The 26,707-nt window shown below is 34.5% G+C and carries 26 protein-coding genes, 1 tRNA gene and 1 pseudogene; 18 read left to right on the top strand and 10 right to left on the bottom strand.

The genetic code is table 11. From position 1 onward, the window contains the following. Positions 1-104: 104 nt before the first annotated feature. The 4 genes from ACVFVN_RS13605 to holA form a co-directional block, all read right to left on the bottom strand. A tRNA-Ser gene (locus tag ACVFVN_RS13605) sits at positions 105-189 on the bottom strand. 124 nt (positions 190-313) lie between these two features. Further along, on the bottom strand, positions 314-682 hold the full coding sequence (gene crcB / locus ACVFVN_RS13600; protein ID WP_456235686.1) for a fluoride efflux transporter CrcB: 369 nt from the start codon (positions 680-682) through the stop codon (positions 314-316). Continuing rightward, the gene (trxB, locus tag ACVFVN_RS13595) at positions 682-1,650 is read right to left on the bottom strand and encodes a thioredoxin-disulfide reductase (RefSeq protein ID WP_165131444.1); all 969 of its coding nucleotides are present in this window, start codon (positions 1,648-1,650) and stop codon (positions 682-684) included. The genes crcB and trxB overlap by 1 nt, the downstream gene beginning before the upstream one ends. A gap of 193 nt (positions 1,651-1,843) precedes the next feature. After that, positions 1,844-2,878, bottom strand: coding sequence for a DNA polymerase III subunit delta (gene holA, locus ACVFVN_RS13590; protein ID WP_456235685.1), 1,035 nt, complete (start codon positions 2,876-2,878; stop codon positions 1,844-1,846). Between the two features lie 8 nt (positions 2,879-2,886). On the opposite strand from holA, the gene ACVFVN_RS13585 reads away from it, so the two are divergent. After that, positions 2,887-3,321 carry a type I restriction enzyme HsdR N-terminal domain-containing protein gene (locus tag ACVFVN_RS13585; protein ID WP_456235684.1) on the top strand — a complete coding sequence of 145 codons (435 nt, stop codon included), beginning with the start codon at positions 2,887-2,889 and terminating at the stop codon, positions 3,319-3,321. A 25-nt stretch (positions 3,322-3,346) separates the two neighbouring features. Then, the gene (locus tag ACVFVN_RS13580) at positions 3,347-5,830 is read left to right on the top strand and encodes a hypothetical protein (protein ID WP_456235683.1); all 2,484 of its coding nucleotides are present in this window, start codon (positions 3,347-3,349) and stop codon (positions 5,828-5,830) included. On the opposite strand, the gene ACVFVN_RS13575 is transcribed toward ACVFVN_RS13580, so the two are convergent. Beyond that, a complete protein-coding gene (locus ACVFVN_RS13575) occupies positions 5,827-6,843 on the bottom strand; it encodes a helix-turn-helix transcriptional regulator (RefSeq protein WP_456235682.1) in 1,017 nt (338 codons plus the stop codon). The two genes, ACVFVN_RS13580 and ACVFVN_RS13575, sit on opposite strands and share 4 nt — an antisense overlap. A 414-nt stretch (positions 6,844-7,257) precedes the next feature. Between ACVFVN_RS13575 and ACVFVN_RS13570 the strand changes: the two genes are divergently transcribed. The 5 genes and pseudogenes from ACVFVN_RS13570 (at position 7,258) to ACVFVN_RS13550 (ending at position 9,979) form a co-directional block, all read left to right on the top strand. Further along, positions 7,258-8,631, top strand: coding sequence for an RtcB family protein (locus tag ACVFVN_RS13570; protein ID WP_456235681.1), 1,374 nt, complete (start codon positions 7,258-7,260; stop codon positions 8,629-8,631). Between the two features lie 159 nt (positions 8,632-8,790). Further along, positions 8,791-8,955: pseudogene (locus ACVFVN_RS13565) on the top strand (DNA polymerase beta superfamily protein); the annotation flags it as partial. A gap of 17 nt (positions 8,956-8,972) precedes the next feature. Further along, positions 8,973-9,200 carry a DNA polymerase beta superfamily protein gene (locus ACVFVN_RS13560; RefSeq protein ID WP_456235680.1) on the top strand — a complete coding sequence of 76 codons (228 nt, stop codon included), beginning with the start codon at positions 8,973-8,975 and terminating at the stop codon, positions 9,198-9,200. Positions 9,201-9,302: 102 nt separating this feature from the next. Next, positions 9,303-9,671, top strand: a complete 369-nt coding sequence (locus ACVFVN_RS13555) for a hypothetical protein (RefSeq protein ID WP_456235679.1) — start codon at positions 9,303-9,305, stop codon at positions 9,669-9,671. A 50-nt stretch (positions 9,672-9,721) separates the two neighbouring features. Next, a complete protein-coding gene (locus ACVFVN_RS13550) occupies positions 9,722-9,979 on the top strand; it encodes a hypothetical protein (RefSeq protein WP_456235678.1) in 258 nt (85 codons plus the stop codon). Positions 9,980-10,070: 91 nt separating this feature from the next. On the opposite strand, the gene ACVFVN_RS13545 is transcribed toward ACVFVN_RS13550, so the two are convergent. From ACVFVN_RS13545 to rpsO, 3 genes are all read right to left on the bottom strand, one after another. Further along, positions 10,071-12,260, bottom strand: coding sequence for a polyribonucleotide nucleotidyltransferase (locus ACVFVN_RS13545; RefSeq protein ID WP_456235677.1), 2,190 nt, complete (start codon positions 12,258-12,260; stop codon positions 10,071-10,073). 182 nt (positions 12,261-12,442) lie between these two features. Further along, complete coding sequence (locus ACVFVN_RS13540; protein WP_456235676.1) at positions 12,443-13,012, bottom strand: coiled-coil domain-containing protein; 570 nt, start codon at positions 13,010-13,012, stop codon at positions 12,443-12,445. Between the two features lie 111 nt (positions 13,013-13,123). Continuing rightward, positions 13,124-13,393 carry a 30S ribosomal protein S15 gene (gene rpsO, locus ACVFVN_RS13535; protein WP_165131408.1) on the bottom strand — a complete coding sequence of 90 codons (270 nt, stop codon included), beginning with the start codon at positions 13,391-13,393 and terminating at the stop codon, positions 13,124-13,126. 115 nt (positions 13,394-13,508) lie between these two features. On the opposite strand from rpsO, the gene ACVFVN_RS13530 reads away from it, so the two are divergent. The 4 genes from ACVFVN_RS13530 to ACVFVN_RS13515 all read left to right on the top strand — a co-directional run bounded on the left by ACVFVN_RS13530 (position 13,509) and on the right by ACVFVN_RS13515 (position 18,571). Continuing rightward, complete coding sequence (locus ACVFVN_RS13530; RefSeq protein WP_456235675.1) at positions 13,509-14,069, top strand: helix-turn-helix domain-containing protein; 561 nt, start codon at positions 13,509-13,511, stop codon at positions 14,067-14,069. Positions 14,070-14,176: 107 nt separating this feature from the next. Then, complete coding sequence (locus ACVFVN_RS13525) at positions 14,177-16,828, top strand: heavy metal translocating P-type ATPase (RefSeq protein ID WP_456235674.1); 2,652 nt, start codon at positions 14,177-14,179, stop codon at positions 16,826-16,828. A 91-nt stretch (positions 16,829-16,919) separates the two neighbouring features. Beyond that, complete coding sequence (locus tag ACVFVN_RS13520) at positions 16,920-17,609, top strand: SIR2 family NAD-dependent protein deacylase (protein ID WP_456235673.1); 690 nt, start codon at positions 16,920-16,922, stop codon at positions 17,607-17,609. An 83-nt stretch (positions 17,610-17,692) separates the two neighbouring features. Then, positions 17,693-18,571 (top strand): polysaccharide deacetylase family protein, encoded by an 879-nt coding sequence (locus ACVFVN_RS13515; protein WP_456235672.1) that lies wholly within the window; start codon positions 17,693-17,695, stop codon positions 18,569-18,571. Positions 18,572-18,587: 16 nt separating this feature from the next. Here the strand turns inward: ACVFVN_RS13515 and ACVFVN_RS13510 are convergent, their stop codons facing one another. Beyond that, a complete protein-coding gene (locus ACVFVN_RS13510; protein ID WP_456235671.1) occupies positions 18,588-19,034 on the bottom strand; it encodes a GNAT family N-acetyltransferase in 447 nt (148 codons plus the stop codon). Positions 19,035-19,123: 89 nt separating this feature from the next. On the opposite strand from ACVFVN_RS13510, the gene ACVFVN_RS13505 reads away from it, so the two are divergent. The 6 genes from ACVFVN_RS13505 to ACVFVN_RS13480 all read left to right on the top strand — a co-directional run bounded on the left by ACVFVN_RS13505 (position 19,124) and on the right by ACVFVN_RS13480 (position 25,220). After that, entirely contained in the window at positions 19,124-19,501 is a 378-nt protein-coding gene (locus ACVFVN_RS13505) for a BlaI/MecI/CopY family transcriptional regulator (RefSeq protein WP_165131390.1), read from the top strand. Continuing rightward, positions 19,498-20,913 carry a M56 family metallopeptidase gene (locus ACVFVN_RS13500; protein ID WP_456235670.1) on the top strand — a complete coding sequence of 472 codons (1,416 nt, stop codon included), beginning with the start codon at positions 19,498-19,500 and terminating at the stop codon, positions 20,911-20,913. The genes ACVFVN_RS13505 and ACVFVN_RS13500 overlap by 4 nt, the downstream gene beginning before the upstream one ends. Before the next feature lie 99 nt (positions 20,914-21,012). Further along, complete coding sequence (locus tag ACVFVN_RS13495) at positions 21,013-21,672, top strand: 3-oxoacid CoA-transferase subunit B (protein WP_165131382.1); 660 nt, start codon at positions 21,013-21,015, stop codon at positions 21,670-21,672. A 39-nt stretch (positions 21,673-21,711) separates the two neighbouring features. Next, entirely contained in the window at positions 21,712-22,197 is a 486-nt protein-coding gene (locus tag ACVFVN_RS13490; RefSeq protein WP_456235669.1) for a biotin/lipoyl-containing protein, read from the top strand. A 27-nt stretch (positions 22,198-22,224) separates the two neighbouring features. Next, a complete protein-coding gene (gene accC, locus ACVFVN_RS13485; RefSeq protein ID WP_456235668.1) occupies positions 22,225-23,670 on the top strand; it encodes an acetyl-CoA carboxylase biotin carboxylase subunit in 1,446 nt (481 codons plus the stop codon). An 8-nt stretch (positions 23,671-23,678) separates the two neighbouring features. Further along, the gene (locus ACVFVN_RS13480; RefSeq protein WP_456235667.1) at positions 23,679-25,220 is read left to right on the top strand and encodes an acyl-CoA carboxylase subunit beta; all 1,542 of its coding nucleotides are present in this window, start codon (positions 23,679-23,681) and stop codon (positions 25,218-25,220) included. 68 nt (positions 25,221-25,288) lie between these two features. On the opposite strand, the gene ACVFVN_RS13475 is transcribed toward ACVFVN_RS13480, so the two are convergent. Continuing rightward, the gene (locus ACVFVN_RS13475) at positions 25,289-25,879 is read right to left on the bottom strand and encodes a Crp/Fnr family transcriptional regulator (protein WP_165131370.1); all 591 of its coding nucleotides are present in this window, start codon (positions 25,877-25,879) and stop codon (positions 25,289-25,291) included. 169 nt (positions 25,880-26,048) lie between these two features. On the opposite strand from ACVFVN_RS13475, the gene pncA reads away from it, so the two are divergent. Continuing rightward, on the top strand, positions 26,049-26,654 hold the full coding sequence (gene pncA / locus ACVFVN_RS13470; protein WP_456235666.1) for a bifunctional nicotinamidase/pyrazinamidase: 606 nt from the start codon (positions 26,049-26,051) through the stop codon (positions 26,652-26,654). The last annotated feature ends 53 nt before the right edge of the window (positions 26,655-26,707 follow it).

Genomic DNA, 26,707 nt, shown 5'->3' with positions numbered 1-26,707 from the left:
TTTATACTTAATTCAATATAGGTAATAATAAAACACCCAATCTTACATTTTGGGTGTAAAATTGGGTGTCTGTGTTTTAACTAACTAATTGTCAGCCTTTATTGCGGAGAGAGAGGGATTCGAACCCCCGGACCTGTTACAGTCAATAGTTTTCAAGACTACCGCAATCGACCACTCTGCCATCTCTCCAAAAACACCGTTTGTATCGTTGTTTTCAGTGGTGCAAATATAGAAAGCTTTTCAATGCCATGCAAATATTTTTAATAAAAAATTAGAACATATTTTTAACTCTCTAATTTTCAGAACTAAAAATTTAAGTTTTAATTATGCTAGCTCCCATCAATACAGCAAAAAAACCAATAACGACACTCAATAAAACATAAAAAAACAGAGAAATATAATTTCCATTTTGATATAAACTGAGGTTTTCTGCGGAAAAAGTTGAGAAGGTTGTAAAACCACCACAAAAACCTGTGATGAAAAGAAACTTCAAAGTGCTGTCATGCTTAATAAAATAAGATGCAAACAAGCCAATGAGAAAACATCCGATGAGATTAATACATAAAGTGGCTATAGGAAAACTCCCAAATTTGATAAAACGCGCCGAAAAAAAAGAGATGAGATAGCGCAGTATGCTGCCTATCCCACCTCCTAAGAATATTAAAATTAAATTTCTTAACATTAATCTTGTTCCACCCAATTGTGGTTTTCGCCATGTAGCTCGCCCAAATATTTTTCTGCATCCATCGCAGCCATACAACCACTTCCGGCAGCAGTAATAGCCTGTCTGTAATGATGATCTTGTACATCACCGGCAGCAAAAACACCTGGTAGATTGGTTAAAGAAGACTTTCCTTCGGTAATGATGTAGGCGTTTTCATCCAAGGTAATTTGATCTTTAAAAATATCGGTATTGGGTTTGTGGCCAATGGCGATAAAAATACCGTGCACATCGACTGTTGATTTTTCTTGAGTTTGGTTATCGATAACAACGGCGCGTTCTACCATTGCGTTCTCCCCTTCTATACCAATTAATTCATGATTGAATTTTACTTCGATATTCGGTGTGGACATCACGCGATCCACCATCACTTTAGAAGCACGGAAATGATCTTTGCGCACCAACATGGTCACCTTGTTACAGATTTTGGAAAGATAGGTTGCTTCTTCTGCAGCTGTATCCCCAGCACCAACCACAACAACATCTTTTCCTCTGTAGAAAAATCCGTCACATGTTGCACAAGCCGACACGCCACCGCCTGCATATTTTTTTTCATCATCTAGACCAAGATATTTTGCCTGAGCACCTGTGGAGATGATTACTGTTTTTGCCAAAATTTCGCGACTTCCTGTAGAAAGCTTGTGTACCCCTCCTCTTTTTGTCGCAAATTCAACTTTGCTGATCATTTCATAGTGTACTTTAGTGTCGAAACGTTCTGCTTGTTTTTGTAGTTGCATCATCATCTCGGGACCTGTAATACCATCGGGATATCCAGGGAAGTTCTCAACTTCTGTAGTTGTAGTCAACTGTCCGCCTGGCTCTAGTCCTGTAAATAATTCTGGTTTTAGGTTAGCTCTTGCTGCGTATATTGCTGCGGTGTAACCTGCTGGTCCCGATCCTACGATAACGCAATCTAAAATGTTTTCCATATACTTTTATTCGTTTTTAAAAATCTAATTGTCAAAAATCGTAATTAATTTTAGGACTTACTAATTTTGACTTATGAATTTTTTCAATTTTGTAATTTAGATATTATTATTGAAATTTATTTGTTTTAAAATAAATAAAAAACGATTTTGAAATAATCATCAAAATCGCTTGTAGAAGTTTATTTATTTAAAATTATTTAGTTTTGAGTTGGTCGATATTTAAAATTTTAAATGTCATTTCAACATAGATTTCATCATCTTCCATTTGACGAACACCGAGACCTTTAGATTTAAGATCCATCTCACGGATAACGGAAATAATTCTGGTTGCCATTTTTAAAGGATAAAAACGTGCTGCTTCTGCGAAATTCTGGATGGCATAGGGATTTACACCTATTTCTTTGGCGATAATGGATGGCGATTGCCCTATCAAAGTATGGTACATAATAAGGTCTGAGAAAAACTTGTACAACGCGCCTATCGACATTTGGATAGGATTTGTTTTCTTGTTTTTGCCCATATAATAAGCAATTTTGAAAGCACGTTCTTTATTTTTTGTAGCTAAAGCTTTTTGAAGTTCAAAAATGTTATAGTCTTTGCTAATGCCGATGTGTTCTTCAACAATCTTTTCGTTGAGAACATCATTTTCTTTCAGAACAAGTTTTAGTTTATTAAGTTCATTAGAGATTCTGGAAAGATCGCTTCCCAAATATTCTGCTAGTAAGAAGCTGATATTAGGCGCAGATCTGTACCCGAATCTTTCAATTTCCGATTGTATCCAACTCGCTAATTGTGAGTCTTTAATTTTATCACTTAAAAATAAAAATTTCTTATTGGCAAGTTCTTTACTGACCTTTTTTCGGGAATCAAGTTTTTTATGTTTATGTGCAAAAACAAGGATCGTAGATTCTACTGGTGATGTGAGATAAGCAAGAAAAGCATCGGACTCAGATTCTTCTAATTTCAGATCTTGCGCTTCTTTTACAATGATAAGTTGCTTCTCTCCCATCATGGGATATTGTCTCGCTAAGGACAATATTTCGCCATAGTTGGTATCTTTTCCATAAACTACCGTTTGGTTAAAAGCCTTCTCATCCTCTTCTAAAACGTCATTTTCAAAATGTCTGGTCGCGACATCAATATAATATGGCTCTTCACCATGTAAGAAATATATTGGTAAAAATTCTTTATTTTTAATACTTTTGAGGACAATTTCTATATCTTTCATCAGATTTTATGCAACTACCTAAACTAAATTTCAGTACCGAATTTGACTTTAAAATCAAGCAAGACAAAGATACATTTTTTATTTATGATTCGGTGCGCAAGATGTGGCTGATCTTAACGCCGGAAGAATGGGTTAGACAGCATTGGGTAGCTTATTTCCTGAAAACAAAAGCTAAAAATGCATCTTCATTAATATTGGAACAAAAATTGGAACTGAATTCCACGACAAAACGTCTGGATCTATTGGTAACGCATCGCACAAAAGCACAAATTTTAATAGAACTGAAGGCGCCAAATGTCAAGCTAACCGAGAAACAATTTGAACAGATTGCAAGGTACAATTCGGTTATAGAAGCGCCAGAGATTATCTTGTCCAACGGATTACAGCACATTTATGCAAAATACGACGACGGACAATACCGCTTCGAGTTATTTGAATTTTGATTAAATTTAATTTTAAAACCATCAAATGGAACACAAAGTAACGCACAACAAAACTTCGAAATGGAAAAAAATTATCCTAACAAGTATTTCTGTTATTTTGTTGATATTGGTAGCATTTCCGTTGGTGCTTAATCTTTATTTAAAATCAAAACTTCCCGATCTCATCAACGAAAAGACGCCTTACGAAGTCGAATTGAAAAACTTTAGTTTTGATTTGATTTCGGGGAATCTTCATATCCAAGATGTTGATATTAAAAATAAAAATCCTAAAGACACTTCTGTAACTCAGATTTCTGGAAAAATTGGAGAATTGTTGGTGCAGGATTTTGGAGTTTTCAAAGCAGTATTCTCCAAATCTTATAAAGCTGAAATTATTAGTTTTAAGAATGCCAATCTCAAGATCCGTTTGGGTAAAAACGGAAATGAAAACAATAAAAAAAGGACAAAACCTGATGTTTTTGTCCATCATTTAAAAGTTGAAAATGCAGAAATTAAAGCCATAAATTATGATGGTAAAACCGTTTTTAATGCTAATAAAATCAATGTTGATTTAGAAGATATCGATTTGAACAATTCGGATAATTCCAGACTTCCGATTGGATTTAAAAAAGTAGCTATAAAAGCTGAAAATTCGGTGATAATGATTAACGATTATTATCAAATTCTTGCTGATAAAATAGATACTCAAAACAAAGAAATTGAGATTCTTAATTTTCATCTCAATCCAATCAAAAATCCTAATGAATATCAATCAAAAAATATATTTGATTTCCGTGTAAAACGCTTTGCAGCAAAGGATTTTAATATTAATCGCGACTCGCTGATTGCGGAATCTGCGACTTTTGACGAACCCACTATTATCATTACTTCGCTCAACAAAAAGACTGTCAAAAACGCGCCAAAAGAGCTTAATGTAAAAATAGCACTGCATGAAATTATATTGAATAAAGGCAAATTTCTTGTCCAGAATAATAGCAAAATCAAGTCTGCTTCTGCTGAGGAGTTTAATGTTAATTTGTCAAAAATTATCCTGGATAAAAATACGGTTAAGGAGAAAGTTCCTTTCAAATTTGGGTCGCACAAAATTGCTATTTCGCAACTTTTTGTTCGTGCCAATAATCATCAGGAAATTTTTGTTGGTAAAGTTTTTACCAATAATTCGGATTTAAAATTAGATTCTGTAAAATTGGCTGTCGCAGGAAAAACGGCAAATCAAAATCTTTGGTCTGGTACTATTAGACAAGTTTTTTTTAATAAAATCAACACGAAATTTGATGGTGAAAAAATTAAATTTAAACTCAATAATCTGTTGATTGATGATGCTAATTTGGCGATGATTTCTAAGCTTAATACATCGGTTAAGAATGAAAAAAAATTAACATCTAATCTCGGTATTGAAATTGGAAATATCAAATTAAATAATGCTGGATTTCGACATATTTTATCGGATGGACAACCGAAATATTCGATTTCAAAAATTAATGGCACTTTTGATCATTTTGAATTTGGTGAAAAAACAGCAAAAAATAGAATTCCATTTAGTATAAAAAAACACTTTATAAATGCGGATGAGATCTTTATCGATGCAGGGAAATATTATATTTTGCGCATCAAAAACATTCAGAATGATGGAAAACTAAGTACAATAAATCAATTGACCCTAAAATCGAAATATAGCCGAAAAGCCTTTTCTCGAATCATCAAAAAACAAGAAGACCTTTACGATATCTTTGCTCAAAAAATCCAGATTTTCAATCGCCATTCTTTATTAGAAAATCACGATGAAATTCTGTTGGATAAAGTTGTTTTAGATGGCGTAAAATGTAGTATTTATAGAGATTTGTTGCCGCCTGAAGATACAAGTTTGCGCAGCATGTTCAGTGAGAAACTAAGACATATAAAGCCACCACTTTTTGCTAATTTGGTAAAGATCAAAAATTCTTATATTTCTTATGAAGAAGATGCGGTTAATAGTAATATACCAGGGAAATTATTCCTAGATCATTTCAACGCCAATATCAAAAATGTTGGAAATGGCAAAGTCAAATCCGCCCCTAGCCTTGTCACAATTGATAGCAATTTCAAATTTTTTGGTACGGCACCAACGAAAGTTTTCTGGACTTTTGATGTATTAAACCTAATGGATGAATTCAAAATTAATGGTAAAATCGAAGGCCTTTCCGCCAATGAAGTCAATCTTTTTGTACGGCCTTATCTTAACATCACTTTGGATGGTGAGATTAACTATTTGCACTTCGATTATTTTGGGAATAAAAATATTATTAAAGGAAATTTCTTTTTAAATCACCACGAAGTCTATGTTAATTTTCTAAATAAAAAAGGTGAAAAAAAGAAATTTTTGAATAAAGCTGTAAATGTCTTTGTGCGAAGCAATGCAAAAGATGGAGGCAAAACGGTAAAAATTACTAAAGAAAGAGATCCAGAACGTTCATTTTTTAATATACTTTGGAAAGGCCTTATGGAAGGTCTTAAAAAGACTTTGCTTTAATTGTTATCTTGGATTTCGGAGTCGTAATTTATACTCGCCAATCTCACACTTTTCTGAATTCTCTCTCGTAGTTTATTGGGTTTTAAAACGGTGATAAATTCGCCCATTCCCAAAATCATACGCTCTAGTTCGAAATTAAGCTGCACCCGAATTCTGAAAGTAATATAATTTTCGTCTTCTTTAATAATCTCTTGCGAATGATGAAAAGGCTTTGTAATAACGTAAGGCGCTTGTTTTCTCACCATTCTGAAAATCACATTTTGTGGTCGTTGTGTTTCCGAAACTGTTGCGCCAATTACTTCTCCGAAATACCGATCAGCATTGAATTCTCTATTGATGTAATCTGATTTTTCATCAATTGATATTTCTAATATTCGGTCTAAAGCGAGGTTGTAAATTTTGTTTTTATGCCAACAAATCAAAAACCAACGGTTGTTGTATTCTTTCAGTAATTGCGGATGAACCGTCATGTAATTGGCTTCTCGTGCAGTAAAACTTTTATACAAAATTCGAAGAACTTTCTTGTTCAAAATGGCTTGATACAAAATATCAATATGTTCTAAACCTTTTAATTGCTCATTTTTATCTAAATGGATAATGGATTTTTGCTGAACAGAATTCACAGAATCTTCCAGTTTTTGAATCACACCATTCATTTCCTTAAACATCGAAAAATCTTTGAATTGTTTTAAAATTTGGATCGCGTTATTCATCGCTTTCAAGTCGCTTTCATTCACTTGGATATTATGAATGCTGTAATCGGGATCGCTGTAACGGTAAAATTTGCGTTCATAGACTTCAATGGGCGCTTCATAACCGAATTTTTCACTACGCATATTCTGTAAATCCAGTTGTACAGTACGTTTGCTCACGAAAGATTCTTTTTCTTCAAACTCAAACAAAGCTTCCGAACATTCGTCCATTAAATCTTCCAAAGTATATTTTTTATACTTGTTTTTTAAGCATTTGTCGAGGGTTTTGTAGCGAATTAAAGCGTTTTTATTAGAAGACATAAGGCAGATTTTGAAATTGTGTGTTTTTGATTTAAAGTTTAATATTTCAAGTTTTTTTGTCATTTCGACGAAGGAGAAATCTCTATTTTAAAGAGATTCCTCAATCCGCTTCGCCGCTTTCGGAATGACAACCGCTTTATCGTTGAAGGTAACAGTAGTTCATATTCTTATAACTTCTAAAATCTAACCTCTCACTTCTATTTCAAACATTTTCAATAAAAATAGAAAATATTTTTTACTACGCAAAAAGATTGCGCAATTGAGTTTTTACTTTGCATCATCAAATTGAAACAACTATTAATTGTATAACAAATTTGCAGCCCGACTTGAGTGGAGCTCTTTTTGTGTAGCGTAGCGAAACAAAAAAGCGGGAACGGAAGGCGGAAAAAGCTGCCCAAATAAAAAATAAACAAAATGAAAATTACAGGAAACGAATTAATCGCTTTAGGATTTCAACCCCAAAAATGGTTTGCTGAAGCTTTAGAATACATCAACGAAAATCAGTTAGAAGAAAAAGAAATGTTGGATTATTTGCAGCAGTTCAAATCTACAGATCCAATTCCGTTGCATGAAAATCCAATTGATTTCATAGTCAACATTCGAGCGGAACACGAATCTGAAACAGACAATGTTGAAAAAGTAATCAATACGATGAAAGTTTTGATGAAAACGCCAACTTTGGTTTCGGGAGCCATTATGCCAGATGCTTGTCCGACGGGACCAGAAGGAAATATTCCTGTTGGTGGTGTGGTGGCGGCGAAAAACGCCATTCATCCGGGATTTCACTCGGCGGATATTTGTTGTTCGGTGATGTTGACGGATTTTGGGAAAGTTAATCCTAAAGAAGTATTAGATGCGGCACATGCTATCACACATTTCGGATATGGCGGAAGACCACGAGGTGAGCAAATGGAAATGTCTCAGGAATTGATGGATGCTTTCAGAGAAAATATTTTTTTGAATGATGAAAAATTGATTTCAATCGCACGTTCGCATATGGGAACTCAAGGGGACGGAAACCATTTCTTGTTCGTAGGAATTTCTAAAAATACAGGAAATACAATGATGGTAACACATCATGGTTCCAGAGCTCCAGGTGCTGCTTTGTACGATAAAGGAATGAAAGTCGCCAACCGTTTCCGAATGGAACTTTCTCCAGAAACTTTGAAAGAAAATGCTTGGATTCCTTTTGAAACCGAAGAAGGACAAGAATATTGGAACGCTTTGCAATTGATAAGAAAATGGACAAAAGAAAACCATGAAGCCATTCATAACGCAACTTTAGAACAATTAAATATTGAAAAACTTGATAGATATTGGAACGAACATAACTTCGTATTCAGAGATGGAGATACTTTCTACCATGCCAAAGGTGCGACGCCGCTTGACGACAAATTTCTTCCTGACATCACAGGTCCACGATTGATTCCTCTGAATATGGCAGAACCTGTGTTGATTGTAAGTGGTGCTGCAAACGAGAGAAATTTAGGTTTCGCACCTCACGGAGCAGGGAGAAATTTTAGCAGAACGCAACATAAAAGATCTTTGGCGCATAAAACCATTGAAGAAATTTTTGCTGAAGAAACTAAAAATTTAGATGTCCGATTTTTCTCTAATGAAATTGATATTTCTGAACTTCCAAGTGCGTACAAAAATGCCCAAAATGTTCGTGCTCAAATTGAAGAGTTTGGCTTGTGCGAAGTCATCGACGAGGTTTTACCTTATGGATGTATTATGGCAGGTGATGTGCAAAAAAATGCACCTTGGAAGAAGAAGTTTAGAAAATAATTTTTAAACGCAAAGTCGCAATTCTTTAAAAACAAATATGACATGAGTCGCAAAGAAAATCAAAGGTTTTTAATTCCGTAAAATCAAGCTTTGCGACTTATTACAACTGATGAAAACAAATTATTTATCGACTTTGCGTTTAACATTTAATAAATTAATATGAAAACAAAAATAGTAGAAAAATTAAAAGCTCTTGAAAAAGAGAAAAATAGAGAAATACTTTTAGCAATAGAATCTGGAAGTCGTTCTTGGGGATTCGCATTACCCGATAGCGATTATGATATCCGATTCATATACAAGCATACAAAAGATTGGTATCTTTCACTTATTAAATTGGTAAGATGATAACTATAGATTTTCTTAAAAAAAATAATTTAATTCTTTTAGAAACCATCTCAGGAAGCAAAGCTTTTGGGTTAGCGACTGAAAAATCAGATACGGATATTCGCGGAGTTTTTTATTTGCCGAAAGAGATGTTTTATGGTTTGGAATACATTCCTCAAGTTTCTAACGAAACCAACGATGAAGTTTATTATGAAATTGGTCGTTTTGTAGAATTACTCTTGTAAAACAATCCTAATATTTTGGAGGTTTTGGCAGCGCCAGAAGATTGTATTTTGTATAATCATCCATTGATGAATCAATTGAAATTGGAAAATTTTTTATAAAAATTGTGCAAAGATATTTTTGGAGGTTATGCCTCGGCTCAAATTCAGAAAGCTAGGGGTTTAAAAAAGAAAATTGTCAATCCTTTAGAAAAAGAAAGAAAAGATGTTTTGGATTTTTGTTTTATTTTACAGGAATCCGCTGAAAAATGCGGATTGGTAAAAATACCCAATTCCAAAGGAATGTTTGGGTTGTATTATGATTTTGAAGATAATAAAAACTATCGTGGTATTATAAAAAATGAAGACTCTAACGAAGTTTCTTTGTCCTCGATTCCGAAAGGTGAAAAATTGGTTGCCTATTTATTTTTCAACCAAGACGCATATTCTGTTTATTTTAAAGAATACTGGAAATGGGTGAATGAAAGGAATTAAGATCGTTATGATACCAATCAAAAAACGGTAAAAATTATGATTCTAAAAACATGATGCACACCATTCGGTTATTACAATCAGCAGTACAAATTTTTGAAAAATCTACATTAGATATTCGTGTGGACAATCGAAAAGAATTGGTAAATATTAAAGCTGGAAACCGTTCTTATGATGAACTTTTAGAGTATGCTGATGAATTAATTTTGAAAATGAATAATTTACATCAAGTTTCAAGTCTTCCAAATTATCCAGATTTTAAAAAAGCTGAAAAGCTTTTATTTGAAATGAGAACTCATTTTTATTCATGATTTCTTTTTTGCGGCGGCTTCGCCGCCGCAAAAAAGAAATCGAAACTCACAAGCATAAAAAAACCACCGCATTTACGGTGGTTTTCTATTTTTAAGCTTGTGGCTCTTGATTATTGTTTTGAACTGTTGCTTCAGCGTTTTCAGCCTTTGGCTTTTGTTCTGGTCTTGGTGGTCTTGGCAACAAAACTTTTCTTGAAAGTTTCATTTTCTTACGATCATCGTAACCCATGAATTTCACTTCAACTTCATCACCTTCAGCGTAAGGAACTTTGTCCAGACGCTTCCATTCGATTTCAGAAATGTGAAGAAGACCTTCAGTACCTTTAGCAATCGCTACAAAAGCACCAAAATCCATTACTTTTACAACTTTTCCTTTGTATACCTCACCGACAACGGGTACGAAAGTAATTTCGTTGATTTTCGCCACTGCAGCGTTGATCTTTTCTCTGTCAACACCGGAAATCTCGATACGTCCGATTTCACCAACTTCTTCAATAGCGATTACTGTATCTGTATCTTTCTGCATTTGCTGAATGATTTTTCCACCAGGTCCGATTACTGCGCCGATGAAATCTTTAGGAATTTCCATCATCACCATTTTCGGAGCGTGAGGTTTCACATCTTCTCTTGGTTCAGCAATGGTTTCCGTAATTTTATTTAAAATATGTAATCTTCCGTCTTTTGCTTGCATTAAAGCTTGTTCCATAATATCCATAGAAAGACCTTGGATTTTGATATCCATTTGACAAGCCGTAATTCCGTCTTCTGTTCCAGTTACTTTAAAGTCCATATCTCCCAAGTGATCTTCATCTCCTAAAATATCTGAAAGAACCGTGAATTTTCCTGATTTTTCATCCGTAATTAATCCCATTGCGATACCAGAAACAGGTTTTTTAATTTGAACCCCTGCATCCATCAATGCTAATGTTCCTGCACAAACGGTTGCCATTGAAGATGAACCGTTAGATTCTAAAATATCAGAAACTACACGAATGGTGTAAGGATTTTCTTCAGGAATCATGTTTGCTAAAGCTCTTTGAGCCAAGTTACCATGTCCAACTTCTCTTCTTGAAGTTCCTCTTAACGGACGAGCTTCACCTGTTGAGAATGGAGGGAAATTATAATGAAGGAAGAATTTTTCGTCGTGGTTAGTAATTACGCTGTCCACCATGTTAGCATCTTTAATAGAACCTAAAGTTACAGCTGTTAAAGACTGAGTTTCTCCTCTTGTAAAGATGGCAGAACCGTGAGCTCCTGGAAGATAATCGATTTCTGACCAAATTGGACGAATCGTTTGTGGATCACGACCATCAAGACGAACTTTTTCGTTCAAAATCATTTGACGCATCGCTTCTTTTTCCACATCGTGGTAATATACTTTAACGAAAGGTGTTACTCTTTCTAATTCTTCTTCATCTGTATATTGAGCTAAGAAATCATTAAGAATAGCTTTGAAGTTTTCCGCTCTTTCTTCTTTTGCAGAAGGCGTTTTAGCTACTTCATAAACTTTATCGTAAGTTTCTTTCCACACTTTTTCACGAATTTCTTCATCGTGAGTTTCGTGGTTATATTCTCTTTTTGGGAAAGCTTTGCCTACTTTCGCAGCTAATCTTTCTTGAGCTTCAATTTGATTGATGATTTCTTTGTGCGCAAACTGAATAGCTTCTAACATTTCTTGTTCAGAAATTTCTTTCATTTCACCTTCTACCATTACGATTGAAGATTTTGTAGCTCCCACCATAATATCCAATTCTGCTTCTGCCAATTGCTCATATTTAGGATTGATAGAAAGTTTTCCGTCTAATTTTACCACTCTCACTTCAGACATTGGTCCATTGAAAGGGATATCGGTGATTGCGATAGCTGTAGAAGCTGCTAAACCTGCTAAATCGTCAGGAATTGTTTGTCCGTCGTAAGAAATTAAAGAAATCATCACCTGAACTTCTGCGTGGAAATCTTCAGGGAATAAAGGTCTCAAAACTCTATCTACCAAACGCATCGTCAAAATTTCTTGATCGGATGGTCTCGCTTCTCTTCTGAAGAAGTTTCCTGGAATTTTACCTCCTGCATAGAATTTTTCTCTGTAATCTACTGTTAATGGTAAGAAATCAACGCCAGGGTTAGCTTCTTTGTTGGCTACAACCGTTGCCATTAGCATTGTTCCGCCTAGTTTTACGACAACAGAACCGTCGGCTTGTTTCGCCAATTTACCTGTTTCAAGCGTAATTTCTCTTCCGTCTGCAAGAGTAATTAGCTCTGTGATTGCTTGTGGTGCACTCATAAATTAATTTTGTTTTACACTCCGTATTGAGTGTTTTATTATTTAAACTCTTTAAATTTTCGTGGGCAAAGATACGGAATTTATGGGAATTTGTTAATTTGATAAAGAAGGAATTTTAATATGAGAGAATTAAGGAAATATCAATTTAGTAACAAATTAATTTAATAATTACCAAACGATTATTAATCTTCCTCTTCTTTTTCTTTTATAATTTCAATAAGATGTTCGAGCTCTTTTATTTTGTCTCGTAATTGTTTGATTTCGTAACGGTTAGAGGAAACTTTGCTTTTCAACATGACGGTTCTGGCACGTTCGCTGTGGTCTTCGTCATCTTCGTCATTTATCTCTTCAATATCTTCTTGGATTTCGTCGATATCTTCATTAATCTCTTCTATGTCTTCGCTGATATCTTCAATATCTTCGCTAATTTCTTCGATATCTTCTTGGATTTCGTCAATATCTTCTTGGATTTCTTCAACATCTTCTCTCAGAACCTCTATATTTTCTGAACTTTTATTAACAGACATTTGAATAAAAATTGCTAAATAAATCGCTTCTAAAGATAATAAAGTCGTTAAAACCAATAACATGTGGTCCCAATCAACAATGCCAAAAACGGGTAAGGCAAAACATAATAAAAAGAAAATCGTATGAACTATTAATGACGGGATTGAGCCAATCCACCACATTGTGCCATTAGCAATTTTTTCTAATGCCGAAATTTTTTCTTGATTTTCTTCTGTTAGCTTCATACTTCGTTTTTTCTGATTGCAAAGTTAATTATTAAAAAAGCAATCAATACTAATATCAATAAAAAAAGCAACCCTTTTGGAGTTGCTTTCGTTTGTCTTTTTGACTGAGAATTATTTTCTAATTCCAAGTTCAGCGATAATCGCTCTATATCTTGCGATTTCAACTTTCTTAAGATAATCTAATAATCTTTTTCTCTTACCTACCAATTTCACTAGAGATCTCTCTGTGTTGAAATCTTTGTGATTAGCTTTTAAGTGTTGAGATAAATGATTAATTCTGTAAGTGAACAATGCGATTTGCCCTTCTGCGCTACCAGTATCTGTAGCTGACTTACCATGTTTTGCGAAAATTTCCGCTTTCTTTTCTGTTGTTAAATACATTCCAATATTATTTAATGATTATTATGTAATTCGGGTGCAAAGATATGTTTTTTTTCTAGAATATTATTATCAGCTATTATATTTTTTATACTTTTAAGCCTAAATAATATAGTTCATGCAAATTTTCATCAAAAATATGGTCTGCAATCGTTGTATTGCTGCAGTAAAAGGCATTTTTTCTGAATTAAATATTCCAGTTGATGAAATAAAATTGGGCGAAGTAAAAACAAAAAAATCATTTTCTGAAATTCAACTTAAAGAATTAGAGAAAAAACTAGAACAATCTGGTTTTGAGCATATAAAAGATGCTGTACTTCAACTGAATGATAAAATTAAAACGCTTATTATTCAAAAAATCAGTGAGTTGGATGTGGATGAAGATTTTCTTTTGTCAGAATTTTTAAGCAGCAATTTGCATAGGGATTATAGCGCTCTTTCCAAGAATTTTTCTCAAAATGAAAATATAACCCTCGAGCAATATTTTATTCTTCAAAAAATAGAAAAAGTAAAAGAACTCCTGCTCTACAATGAATTTACTTTAACAGAAATCGCTGGAAAACTGGGCTACAAAAGTGTTCAGCATCTTTCAACTCAATTCAAAAACAATACAGGTTTTACTCCAACAGAATTTAAAAAACTGAAAAATCATAACAGAAAAGGACTTGATGAGTTTTAAGCTATGAATTAATTTTGTCTAAAGTCCAAATTCTATACATCTTTTCCTTAAATTTATAACAAACTACAATTTACATTCAGCAATTTTGTGTTGTAAAATCAAGAATTATGGAACGTAGATACGAAGTTTTGGGAATGACTTGCTCTGGCTGCCAGAAAAAAATCACTGAAACGCTTAATAATATAGATGGAATTCACGCTCATGTCAACTTAGAAAAAAATGAAGCAGTGATTCATGGACACAGAGATTTCACGTTGGAAGAACTGAATGAAGCGCTTTCAAAAGTTGGAAATTATAAACTTCAAGATCCTAATAATAAAGATCAAAGTTTTGTAAAACCTCAAGATCGTGTTTCTCCATCGTCGGTTTATTATTGTCCAATGGAATGTGAGGGCGAAAAAGTGTATTTCAAACAAGGTGAAAGATGTCCCGTTTGTAAAATGTATTTGGTTCCTATTGAGGAAAAGAATCAAGAATCAAGAGTCAAGAATCAAGACGAGCATTCCCATCAACATCAACCCAAAAACGATCAAGCTGGAAAATATTATTGTCCCATGTATTGCGAGGGCGACAAAGTTTATGATTCTAATGTGGGTTGTCCGGTTTGTGGGATGGATTTAGTGAAATATCCCGAAAAGAAAAAAGCCCAATATACTTGTCCGATGCATCCAGAAATTTTGAGTGATGAACCTGGATGTTGCCCTATTTGCGGAATGGATTTGGTGAAAATTCCAGAGAAAAATAGCATTTCTGAAGATGAAACTTATAATATTCTAAAACGAAAATTCTGGATTTCTTTGGCGTTTACACTTCCTGTTTTCATTTTGTCGATGGGCGGAATGTGGATAGATTTCCCATTTTCACACCATGTTCAAGCTTATATAGAGCTTCTTTTAACGCTTCCAGTTTTATTTTATTCGGGTTGGTTTCTCATGAAAAGAGGTTGGATTTCCTTTAAAACTTGGAACCTCAATATGTTTAGTTTAATTGCTTTGGGAGTGGCTGCAGCATTTATATTCAGCATTTTTGCATTGGCTTTCCCCAATATGATTCCGCATGAAATAAAAGGTCACGATGGCAATATCCCACTCTATTTTGAGGCAGTTTGTGTTATTTTAACTTTGGTAATTCTTGGACAGTGGATGGAAGCCATGGCTCATAAAAAAACGGGTAAAGCCATTGAAGAACTCATGAATCTTTCTCCTGATGAAGCTACTTTGGTGGAAGAAGATTCCGAAAGAAGAGTGGCTTTAGATCAAGTGAAAATTGGAGATATTTTAAAAGTAAAACCAGGTGAAAAAATTCCTGTAGATGGTAAAATTATGGAAGGAAATTCCTCCATTGATGAATCTATGATTACGGGAGAGCCTATTCCTGTTGAGAAAAATGAAAATGATAAAGTAACTTCTGGAACCATCAACGGAAACCAAGTCTTCTTAATGAAAGCTGAAAAGGTAGGTGATGAAACTTTGCTTTCTCAAATTATAAAAATGGTGAACGAAGCCAGCAGAAGTAAAGCACCTATTCAGAAATTAACGGATAAAGTTTCAAAAATATTTGTTCCAACGGTAATTGCGGTGGCTATTTTGACCTTTATTTTATGGCAAATTTTCGGTCCAGAAGCTCAGAAAACCTTGTTCGCTTTTGTAAATGCGGTTGCCGTTTTAATTGTCGCTTGTCCGTGCGCTTTGGGTTTAGCAACGCCAATGTCTTTGATGGTGGGAATTGGAAAAGGCGCCAAAAATGGTATTCTGATAAAAAATGCCGAAGCTCTTGAACAAATGAATAAAGTAAATGTTTTAATTACCGATAAAACAGGAACTTTAACCGAAGGAAAACCATCTTTGGAACATATTGAAACTTTAGAAAATGTACATCCAACTCATATTCTTCAGTTAGCAGCTTCCCTCAATCAAAATTCGGAGCACCCACTTTCTAATGCGGTTTTAAAGAAAGCCAAAGAAGAAAATATTCATATCGAGAAAGTTCAAAACTTTGAAAACGTTTCTGGGAAAGGTGTTCAAGGAAATATCAATGGAAAAAAAGTGTTTTTAGGAAACGAAAGTCTTTTAAGTTCTCATCAAATTTCAATTCCCGAAAGTTTAAAACAAAAAGCGACAGAAGTGCAATCTAAAGCACACACTATTTCTTATGTTGCGGAGGGAAATCAGGTTTTAGGATTTGTAAGTTTTACGGATAAAATAAAAGAAACATCCAAAAAAGCTATAGAATTTCTTCTAAATGATGGTGTAGATATTATGATGATGACGGGGGATAACGAACATACTGCAAAAGCCGTTGCAGACGCACTTGGCATTAGACATTATCAAGCGAATTGCCTTCCTCAAGACAAATTGAATGAAGTGAAAAAACTTCAATCTGAAGGAAAAATTGTAGCGATGACGGGTGATGGAATCAACGATGCTCCAGCTCTTGCACAATCCAATATCGGAATTGCCATGGGAACAGGAACCGATGTTGCGATGGAAAGTGCGGAAATTACATTGTTAAAAGGTGATATTCTAGGTGTGGCCAAAGCAAAAATATTGAGTGAAAAACTCTTGAAAAACATCAAAGAAAATCTGTTTTTTGCATTTATCTACAATGTTTTAGGAATTCCTTTAGCTGCTGGACTGCTCTACCCTTTCTTCGGGATTTTATTATCACCCATGATAGCTGCTGCAGCGATGAGTTTTAGCTCACTTTCAGTAATTTTGAATTCTCTACGATTGAATGGTGTCAATTTGGAAGTGAAATAAGAGTCAAGAATCGAGTTTAAAAACCTTTGTAAAAGCTTGTTTAGTTTATCAACACGTTTTTTATATTTTAAACGTCAAAATCAGTTTTAAGATGAAGAAAAAATTAGTCGTTTTATCGGGTGCCGGAATTAGTGCTGAAAGCGGAATTTCAACTTTTCGAGATGCCAATGGTTTGTGGGAAAATCACCATATCGAAGAGGTAGCAAGTCCTGAAGGTTTTGCGAGAAATCCTGAATTGGTTTTGGAATTTTATAATCTTAGACGCAGACAACTCAAAGAAGTTAAACCTAATAAAGCACACCAGATTCTAGCTGAGTTAGAAGATGATTTTGATGTTCATATTATCACCCAAAATGTTGATGATTTGCATGAGCGCGCGGGTTCTTCGAAGGTCATGCATTTGCATGGCGAACTTCGCAAAGCCAGACCAGTCAATTCGGAAACCGATGCGATAGTTTGGGAAGACGATTTGCATCTTGGTGATTTGGATGACGATGGCGTACAGTTGAGACCGCATATTGTATGGTTTGGAGAAATGGTTCCCGAAATGGATAATGCCATTGAAATTGCTTCTAATGCAGATGTTTTTTTGGTTGTCGGAACCTCTCTGCAAGTCTATCCTGCGGCTGGGTTGGTACATTATGTTCCAGAGAATTGCGATATTTTTGTGATTGATCCAAATTTGGATTTTTCAATGTTTAAAAACAAAGAAAATTGTTTTAAAACCTCAGCAACAGAAGGAATGGAAAAATTTAAAAATTATTTTTCCACAAAAAAGTAATTTTAAGAAAATATGGCACTCAAATTGTTATGAGGCTTTAAGATTAATTAACATTTTTTAACAATTTAATTCCCATTAATTTTATGAAGCATTTTTCTTCTAAAAGGTCTTTTTATAAAGTCTTTTTAGGTTCTGTTGTGTTGACTTTCGCCAGTGCAATTGTCTTTAGTTCTTGCAAAAAAGAAGCTGAAGATTTTAATACTTTTGAACAGTTAAAAGTCAAACCACTAACTGAGAAAAATGTCCCCAAAGTTGAAGATATTGATTTATCAAAAAATGAGGATTCTGACAAGCGTTCTATCTATCTTACTTTTGATGATGGCCCCAATCGTGGTACAAAAAATTTGATGACAATTCTTAACAAACATCAGGTTGTAGCAACGTCTTTTGTTGTGGGAAAGCATATTGTCGGAAGCCAAAAACAAATGGATGATTTTTACGATTTGCAACAAGATTCTTTGATAGAAATTGCGAACCACAGTTACAGTCACGCCAATAATAAATATTCCAAATTTTATCGTAATCCAGAAGTTGTGGTTCAGGATTTTAAAATTCTACGTGATAGTCTGAAACTTCTTAATCCCATTGCCAGAACACCCGGTCGTAATATTTGGAGAATTAATGGTGTAACAACGACGGATATAAAATCATCAACAAAAGCTGCGGACAAATTGCAAAGTGCGGGCTTCAAATTGGTTGGTTGGGATCTCGAATGGCGCGCAACTGCTGATATGAAGCTGAAAAATAATCATGCAGAAATGATTAAAAAAGTCGATAGTATTTTTTACAATGATCTTGAAAAAACACCACGACATTTGGTTTTGTTAACACATGATCAATATTTGGATGATGAAATTTCGATTAAAGAATTGGATTTGTTTATTCAGAAATTACAAAAAAATCAGCGTTTTGTATTCAAAAAGATATCAGAATATCCTAAGATTAACGAAATTCTGAACTAATTTCTTAAAAAAACAATTAGGGTTCGTAGGTCATAATGCTTCTTTTATGCATCTCGAATCCTAATTTTTTGTATAAATGCATGGCGCGTTCGTTATGATTTTCGATTTCTAGGAACATCATTTTTAAATCTTTTTCTTTCGCAAAATTCTGTGCAAATTCTACAGCTTTTCCGCCATATTTTTTTCCTTGTGCTTCGGGTTTTACATAGAGTTCATCCAGGAAACACATCATGCCGCCAAATTCAAAACTGAAGAGAAAATTGAGAATCATATACCCCACTATTTCACTGTCGTCTTTTAATAAAAAACATTGTCCCAAATTGGAATTGTTGATGAAAATTTCAAAATTTTTTCGGGTTAATTCTGTATCAAAAGGATAATTATCAATGGCATAAAAGTCTTTCATCATCGGCATTATCGCCTCTATTTCATTAATTTTTGCAACATCAATTTTCAAACTCATTTTTTAATTTTTTTTCAAAGTTAAGTATAAAATATTTGGTGAAATAAAAATTAGTTCTACATTTGTAGAGTTAATTAATTGATTGTAGAATGAAACTAAAATTAACTGAAGCAGAAAAAGAAGTCATGCAAATTCTTTGGGAGAAAGAAAAAGTCTTTATGAAAGATTTGATAGAAGCTTTTCCTGAACCCAAACCAGCGACAACAACCATCGCAACTTTGCTGAAAAGAATGCAAAACAAAGATTTTGTAGGTTACGAATTGTACGGCAATTCGCGGGAATATTTTCCCAAGATTGATAAAGCGCAATATTTTTCGATGGAAATGAAAAGTATGATTAACAATTTTTTTGGAAGCTCTGTTAGTCAATTTGCATCGTTTTTTACTCAGAATGCCAAATTAAGTCAAGAAGAATTGAAAGAATTGCGCGAAATGATTGATAAGAAAATTGAAAATCCGAAGTCATGATTCCGATTTATTTGAAAATAATTCTTGCAAGTAGTTTATTAATTATTTTCTATTATTTGTTCTTAGAAAGCCAAAAGAACCACCATTTCAAAAGGTTTTTCTTGTTAGGAAGCTTGGTTTTTAGTTTGATGATTCCGTTTTTAGAAATCCCATTTGGGACTTATGTAATACAAAATACAACATCTATAGAAAATGGAAATTTTGAAACGGGTATTGCTGAAAATATTTTGCAAAGCGATTTTTCACAGATAGGTTTTTACTTATATATTGGGATTTCTTGTCTTTTGTTATTGAAATTTATATTTCAGATTTTTCAAATTTTAAAAATGAAAAGAGTCTCAAAGAAATTAATTTATAAAGGATTCAAAATCGCATTAATCAAAGAAGATATAACAGCTTATAGCTTTTGGCAAACGATTTTTGTCAACCAAAAGAAGTTTGAAAATCATGAGATTCATGATTGTGTTTTTGTCCACGAGCAGGCACATATAACACAGAAACATAGTTTTGACATTTTATGGATAGAAATTTTAAAAGCTGTTTTTTGGTTAAATCCTGCCTTTTATTTTTATAGAAAAGCGATGAATACAAATCACGAATTCTTGGCTGATGATAAGGTTTTAGAGCAAGTTGAAATTAAACATTATCAAAAAATTATTTATCAAGAAATTCTTTTGCAGCAATATTCTTTAGTCCAAAGTTTTAAACAAAATAACAACACCAAAAAAAGATTTAATATGATGAACACTTCACAAAACAAAAAATTAAAAGCTAGGGTTTTGGGCTCTGTCCTTTTCACTTGTGGCGTTGCTTTTCTTTTTGCTGAGAAAGTTAAAACACCAATTTTTGCAAAGCAAGCCATAAGTAAAAACGCATTGGTAAAAACCGAAAACAAAACTTCTCTTTCTGATTTTAAAGAAAATTATCAAGAAGAAAAACCAATTTCTACTTCAATTAATAAAGAAGAAATAAAAGTTTCTGACACCGTGAAACAAAACCAAATTTCTTTAGAAGCCGTTAAAAAGGGTAAAAAAGTAAGCGAAACTAAAATTGATGATGTGGATATTCCTGCTGAATTCCCTGGTGGTATGTCTGCATTTAGAAAAGCTTTAGCAATGGAAATGGATCTTACAGAAATTGGAAATATTGGTGGAAGCATTACTTCTAGCGCCTTGATAAAAGTTGATGCAAATGGTAAAATTGTAGATATTAAAACGACTGGACTTAACAATATATTTAATAAAGCTGTAGAAGTAGCCATTCAGAAAATAGGAAATAATACCACTTGGAAACCAGCAGAAAAAGATAACAAAATTGTGGCTTCTTATTTTAAAATTCCAGTCACGATGCAGTTTCATGGAGATGGAAGTACGCCGCCGCCGCCATCGCCTCCTACACATCCAAGAAAATAACAGAATAATAAAAAGAGTCTTTTTTAAGGTTCTTTTTTATTTTATAGCACTCACTAACGCAAAAAAATCTTAACTTTAAAGCATCATAATTTATTAATAATGAGTCTTACAAAAGAGCAAATTGCCCAGCGTATCGCTAAGGAAATTAAGAATAATTCGTATGTTAATTTAGGAATTGGGATTCCGACTTTGGTTGCCAATTATATTCCAAAAGGTATTAATGTTGTGTTACAGTCCGAAAATGGGCTTCTAGGCATGGGACCTTTCCCAATAGAAGGTGAAGAAGATGCCGATCTTATTAATGCCGGAAAACAAACCATTACAACACTTCCTGGTTCTGCAGTTTTTGATTCTGCAATGAGTTTTGGGATGATTCGAGCACAAAAAGTGGATCTAACAATTCTTGGTGCTATGGAAGTTTCAGAAAATGGGGATATCGCCAATTGGAAAATTCCCGGCAAAATGGTGAAAGGCATGGGCGGCGCAATGGATTTGGTAGCTTCGGCTAAAAATATTATCGTGGCAATGCAACAAGTTAATAAATATGGGGAAAGCAAACTTTTATCAGAATGTAGCTTACCTTTAACCGGTGTGAAATGTATTAAAAAAATTGTGACAGAGCTAGGCGTTTACGAAGTCCTTTCAGAAGGCGGTTTCAAGCTTTTAGAAAGAGCGCCAGGTGTTTCTGTAGAAGATATTAAAAAAGCAACGCTTGGTAAGTTGGTTGCCGACGATAATACGCCAGAAATGACATTCTAAATTTATAAAACTCTACAAATAAATATCAATAAGAAGAATATGGGAAAAACCTTTAATGCTTCGGTTAATGGCACTCAACGTTATGAGTTGACAGAAGAGCAGATTAAAGCGGTTGATGTTGCAAGCTTGGATGCCGAGCATTTTCACGTTCTACGCGATAACCAATCTTATCACGCGGAAATTTTAGAAGCTGACTTTCAGCACAAATCTTATAAAGTAAATGTTAACAACAACATCTATGAGGTTAACATCGAAAACGAACTCGATAAACTCATCAAAGACATGGGTTTTGAAGTTGGTAAAGCAAAACAGGTTAACGCTATAAAAGCGCCAATGCCAGGACTTATTTTAGAAATTGCGGTTAACATAGGACAAGAAGTTCAAGAAGGTGACAATCTTTTGATACTTGAGGCCATGAAGATGGAAAACAGCTTTTACTCGCCACGCCAAGGTGTGATAAAATCCATCGCGGTAGAAAAAGGTCAGGCGGTTGACAAAGGTCAATTATTAATAGACTTCGAATAAATTTTAGAAATTACGATTAAGTTAAAAATGAAAAAAATACTTGTAGCAAATCGTGGCGAAATTGCATTAAGAGTCATGAAAACGGCAAAAAAAATGGGCATCAAAACGGTGGCTGTTTACTCCGTGGCCGACCGCCAATCGCCACATGTTAAATTTGCTGACGAAGCGGTGTGTATCGGCGAAGCGCCTTCTAATCAATCCTATCTTTTAGGTGACAAAATCATTGAAGTTTGTAAAAAACTACATGTTGATGGGATTCACCCAGGTTATGGTTTTTTATCAGAAAATGCTGAATTTGCTGAAAAAGCTGAAGCTAACAATATTACATTTATCGGTCCAAGATCCAAGGCAATCCACGTTATGGGAAGCAAGCTGGCAGCTAAAGAAGCTGTAAAAGCCTATGATATCCCAATGGTGCCTGGTCTTGATGAAGCGATTACCGATGTTGAAAAAGCGAAGAAGGTTGCCGTAGAAATTGGCTTCCCTATTTTGATTAAAGCATCTGCTGGTGGTGGTGGAAAAGGTATGCGTGTTGTGGAAAACGAAGGCGAATTCGAGTCTCAAATGCAACGCGCAATTTCCGAAGCAACTTCTGCTTTCGGTGATGGTTCTGTTTTCATTGAAAAATATGTGGCTTCTCCAAAGCATATCGAAATCCAAGTTATGGCGGACGATCATGGCAATATTCTTTATTTATTCGAAAGAGAATGTTCTGTACAACGTCGTCACCAAAAAGTTGTTGAAGAAGCACCTTCTGCTGTTTTGACTCCAGAAATTAGAAAAGCAATGGGCGAAGCAGCGGTTAAAGTGGCTAAGTCTTGTGATTATCTTGGCGCTGGAACGGTGGAGTTTTTGTTGGATGAAAACAAAAATTTCTATTTCCTAGAAATGAACACACGTCTTCAAGTTGAACATCCCGTAACAGAAATGATTACAGGAATGGACTTGGTAGAACTTCAGATTCGTGTAGCGCGTGGTGAAGAACTTCCAATAAAACAAGAAGATTTAACAATAAATGGTCACGCTTTAGAATTGAGAGTGTACGCCGAAGATCCGCTTAATGATTTCTTGCCAAGCGTTGGGACTTTAACGACTTACCAACCGCCAGCTGGAGATGGCATCCGTGTGGATGATGGTTTTGCCGAAGGGATGGATGTTCCTATCTATTACGATCCAATGCTTTCAAAATTAATCGTTCACGGAAAAGACCGTAACGAAGCTATTGAAAAAATGCTAGTAGCCATTCAGGATTATAAAGTTGAAGGCGTTAGCACAACGCTTCCTTTCGGTAGTTTTGTGTTCAATCACGAGGCATTCCGTTCTGGAAATTTTGACACCAATTTTGTTAAGAAATATTACAGTCCAGAAATTATTGTGGAGAATCAAGCTAAAGAAGCTGAAGTTGCTGCTTTAGTAGCACTTAAACAATATTTGGAAGATCAAAAATTACTGCGTGTCCCTAATCAATTCTAAATCAAATCATGAAAAATAAAATAGACCTTTTAAATAAAAAAATAGCGGAGTCTAAATTGGGCGGTGGCGAAAAAAGAATTACAACGCAACACGCTAAGAAAAAATTAACTGCTAGAGAGCGTATCGAATATTTCTTTGATGAAGGTTCTTTTGAAGAGATTGGTGCTTTCATAACACACCGTACCAAAGATTTTGGTATGGATAAAGAATATTATTTAGGCGATGGTGTTATCACGGGTTATGGTACGGTTAATGGACGTTTGACTTATGCTTTTGCTCAAGATTTCACCGTATTTGGTGGTGCTTTGTCCGAGACGCATGCTGAGAAAATTTGCAAGGTGATGGATATGGCAGTTAAAGTTGGCGCACCGATGGTTGGGCTTAACGATTCTGGCGGTGCGCGTATACAAGAAGGCGTAAGATCTTTGGGTGGCTATGCTGACATATTCTTTAGAAATGTACAAGCCTCTGGTGTTATTCCTCAGATTTCTGCGATTATGGGACCTTGTGCTGGTGGCGCGGTATATTCACCAGCGATGACAGATTTTACCATGATGGTGGAAAATACGTCTTACATGTTCGTAACGGGTCCAAATGTTGTTAAGACGGTTACCAACGAAGAAGTAACATCAGAAGAATTGGGTGGCGCATCAACGCATTCTACAAAGTCTGGTGTTGCTCATACAACTTCTACTAACGATGTAGAATGTCTTGAAGATGTTAAAACTTTATTAAGTTATCTTCCACAAAATAATCAAGAAACGGCACCAAGTTTAGATTATGAATTAAATGATGAACTTCGAGAGGATTTAAAAAACATTATTCCTGACAATGCCAACAAACCTTACGACATGCATGACGTTATTGGGCATTTGATCGATGAGGATTCGTTCTTTGAAATTCATAAAAATTATGCTGAAAATATTGTTGTAGGTTTTGCCAGAATTGCTGGAAGAAGTATCGGTATTGTAGCGAATAACCCAATGTTCTTAGCAGGATGTTTGGATGTTAACAGTTCTATAAAAGCCGCTAGATTTACACGTTTTTGTGATGCTTTCAATATTCCATTATTAGTGTTGGTAGATGTGCCTGGTTTCTTGCCAGGAACGGATCAAGAATGGAACGGAATTATCACCCACGGTGCTAAATTATTGTACGCGTTATCTGAAGCTACAGTACCGAAAGTGACTGTTATTACGAGAAAAGCTTACGGTGGCGCTTATGACGTGATGAACTCTAAACACATCGGTGCAGATATGAACTTCGCTTGGCCGTCTGCTGAGATTGCAGTAATGGGTGCAAAAGGCGCTTCAGAAATTATTTTTAAAAGAGAAATTGCCGAAGCGGCTGATCCCGTTGCTAAATTGGCAGAGAAAGAAGCAGAATATGCCGAAAAATTTGCGAATCCATATACAGCGGCTCAAAGAGGCTTTATTGATGAGGTGATCTTCCCAGAAGATACCAGAAGAAAATTGATTAAAGCTTTTGCAATGCTGGAAAACAAATTCGTGGAAAGACCGACAAGAAAACACGGAAATATTCCTTTGTAAAATAAATATTTTGAGATAAAAAAGAGGAACAGTTAATCTGTTCCTCTTTTGTTTATGATATTTTAAATTCAGACTTCAAAGTTTTTCTTAGCCAATTCCTTTCGGACACGACTAAGGCTTTCTGGCGTTATTCCTAAATAAGAAGCCACCATCCATTGCGGAACGCGTAGCATGATGTTAGGATATTTTTTCAGAAACTCCATATAACGTTCTTCCGCGGTTGTACTAATCAAAGCGTTAACACGGTTCTGAAGATTTTTAATATGATTCAGCATCAATCTTTGATTTTTCTCAGCAACTTGAGGATAGATTTCGCCAAGATTAAAAAAGAAATCATCAGACAATACAACGATTTCCGAATCTTCTATAGCTTCCACATAAAATCTAGATTTCTCATTAAGTAATTGACTGGTGGAGTCCGATATAATCCAACCTTCTGGCGCAAATTGGATGACATGTTCTTTACCATTTTTATCAATAGAAAACATCCTTAACAAGCCTGTTTCAACAAAAAACCGATCTGCAGACGCCTCGCCTTCTTGCACCAACATACTTCCTTTTTTAAAAAATCGAATATCGTAATGTATGGCACATTTTTGAATGTTTTCTTCAGGAACATCTAGAATTTCTGACAAATGTTTATGGAAATTTTTTAGCATTTCTATCAAAAGCGTTTTAAAGTTTAAAAATACTAATTCTTATATTAATAACAGCATAATTTTTCTTTCAAAAACATGACAATATGTACCAATTAATAATTTGGTACAATTGCTGTAAGTTGTTAGCGCAAACAAAGTCTTTAAACTAAATTTGTAAAAATATTATCTCATGAAGAAAGCCTTATTAGTAGTAGATGTTCAAAATGATTTTTGTGAAGGTGGAAGTTTGGCCGTTCCGGGCGCAAGCGAAATAATCCCTTTCATTAATACACTCATGGAAAAAGGCAACTACGACGAAATTATATTGACCCAAGATTGGCATCCTGCTAATCATAAATCTTTTGCAAGTAATAACAACAGAAATGTAGGCGAAACAATTGTTATGAATGCTATTCCACAGTTTATGTGGCCAGATCATTGTGTGCAAGGAACTTATGGCGCAGAGTTTCATAAAGATCTAGACGTTTCTAAAGCAACAAAAATTATTCAAAAAGGTATCAATCCCGAAATTGATAGTTATAGTGCTTTTCAAGATAACAACCATTTTGTAAAAACAGGATTAGAAGATTATCTTAAATATCATGACATCCAAATTGTAGAAATTGTAGGTCTAGCGCTTGATTATTGTGTGAAATATACATGTCTGGATGCAATGGAAGCAGGATTTGTCCCTATGTTGCATTTTCAAGGTACAAGAGCGGTTAACGTAAAACCAGAAAGTGCCAAAAATACGATTTATGATTTGCTAGAGCATCATGTAACTATTATTGGTTAAGGAAAATTCAATAATATTTGTTTATTTATAAATAAGTTTAATTATTTTTGCAT

This window comes from Soonwooa purpurea (genome assembly GCF_053891095.1).
This window is presented reverse-complemented; position numbering and strand designations above follow the sequence as displayed.

What these genes read in the sequence shown, in the direction of transcription:
- ACVFVN_RS13520 (WP_456235673.1), top strand. Translation starts at nt 16,920, where the DNA reads ATGAAGAAAAAATTAGTCGTTTTATCGGGTGCCGGAATTAGTGCTGAA.
- ACVFVN_RS13495 (WP_165131382.1), top strand. Translation starts at nt 21,013, where the DNA reads ATGAGTCTTACAAAAGAGCAAATTGCCCAGCGTATCGCTAAGGAAATT.
- ACVFVN_RS13560 (WP_456235680.1), top strand. Translation starts at nt 8,973, where the DNA reads ATGATAACTATAGATTTTCTTAAAAAAAATAATTTAATTCTTTTAGAA.
- rpsO (WP_165131408.1), bottom strand. Translation starts at nt 13,393, where the DNA reads ATGTATTTAACAACAGAAAAGAAAGCGGAAATTTTCGCAAAACATGGT.
- ACVFVN_RS13540 (WP_456235676.1), bottom strand. Translation starts at nt 13,012, where the DNA reads ATGAAGCTAACAGAAGAAAATCAAGAAAAAATTTCGGCATTAGAAAAA.
- ACVFVN_RS13515 (WP_456235672.1), top strand. Translation starts at nt 17,693, where the DNA reads ATGAAGCATTTTTCTTCTAAAAGGTCTTTTTATAAAGTCTTTTTAGGT.
- trxB (WP_165131444.1), bottom strand. Translation starts at nt 1,650, where the DNA reads ATGGAAAACATTTTAGATTGCGTTATCGTAGGATCGGGACCAGCAGGT.
- ACVFVN_RS13550 (WP_456235678.1), top strand. Translation starts at nt 9,722, where the DNA reads ATGATGCACACCATTCGGTTATTACAATCAGCAGTACAAATTTTTGAA.
- ACVFVN_RS13525 (WP_456235674.1), top strand. Translation starts at nt 14,177, where the DNA reads ATGGAACGTAGATACGAAGTTTTGGGAATGACTTGCTCTGGCTGCCAG.
- accC (WP_456235668.1), top strand. Translation starts at nt 22,225, where the DNA reads ATGAAAAAAATACTTGTAGCAAATCGTGGCGAAATTGCATTAAGAGTC.
- ACVFVN_RS13530 (WP_456235675.1), top strand. Translation starts at nt 13,509, where the DNA reads ATGCAAATTTTCATCAAAAATATGGTCTGCAATCGTTGTATTGCTGCA.
- holA (WP_456235685.1), bottom strand. Translation starts at nt 2,878, where the DNA reads ATGAAAGATATAGAAATTGTCCTCAAAAGTATTAAAAATAAAGAATTT.
- ACVFVN_RS13570 (WP_456235681.1), top strand. Translation starts at nt 7,258, where the DNA reads ATGAAAATTACAGGAAACGAATTAATCGCTTTAGGATTTCAACCCCAA.
- ACVFVN_RS13480 (WP_456235667.1), top strand. Translation starts at nt 23,679, where the DNA reads ATGAAAAATAAAATAGACCTTTTAAATAAAAAAATAGCGGAGTCTAAA.
- ACVFVN_RS13505 (WP_165131390.1), top strand. Translation starts at nt 19,124, where the DNA reads ATGAAACTAAAATTAACTGAAGCAGAAAAAGAAGTCATGCAAATTCTT.
- pncA (WP_456235666.1), top strand. Translation starts at nt 26,049, where the DNA reads ATGAAGAAAGCCTTATTAGTAGTAGATGTTCAAAATGATTTTTGTGAA.
- ACVFVN_RS13585 (WP_456235684.1), top strand. Translation starts at nt 2,887, where the DNA reads ATGCAACTACCTAAACTAAATTTCAGTACCGAATTTGACTTTAAAATC.
- ACVFVN_RS13575 (WP_456235682.1), bottom strand. Translation starts at nt 6,843, where the DNA reads ATGTCTTCTAATAAAAACGCTTTAATTCGCTACAAAACCCTCGACAAA.
- ACVFVN_RS13580 (WP_456235683.1), top strand. Translation starts at nt 3,347, where the DNA reads ATGGAACACAAAGTAACGCACAACAAAACTTCGAAATGGAAAAAAATT.
- ACVFVN_RS13500 (WP_456235670.1), top strand. Translation starts at nt 19,498, where the DNA reads ATGATTCCGATTTATTTGAAAATAATTCTTGCAAGTAGTTTATTAATT.
- ACVFVN_RS13490 (WP_456235669.1), top strand. Translation starts at nt 21,712, where the DNA reads ATGGGAAAAACCTTTAATGCTTCGGTTAATGGCACTCAACGTTATGAG.
- crcB (WP_456235686.1), bottom strand. Translation starts at nt 682, where the DNA reads ATGTTAAGAAATTTAATTTTAATATTCTTAGGAGGTGGGATAGGCAGC.
- ACVFVN_RS13510 (WP_456235671.1), bottom strand. Translation starts at nt 19,034, where the DNA reads ATGAGTTTGAAAATTGATGTTGCAAAAATTAATGAAATAGAGGCGATA.
- ACVFVN_RS13475 (WP_165131370.1), bottom strand. Translation starts at nt 25,879, where the DNA reads ATGCTAAAAAATTTCCATAAACATTTGTCAGAAATTCTAGATGTTCCT.
- ACVFVN_RS13545 (WP_456235677.1), bottom strand. Translation starts at nt 12,260, where the DNA reads ATGAGTGCACCACAAGCAATCACAGAGCTAATTACTCTTGCAGACGGA.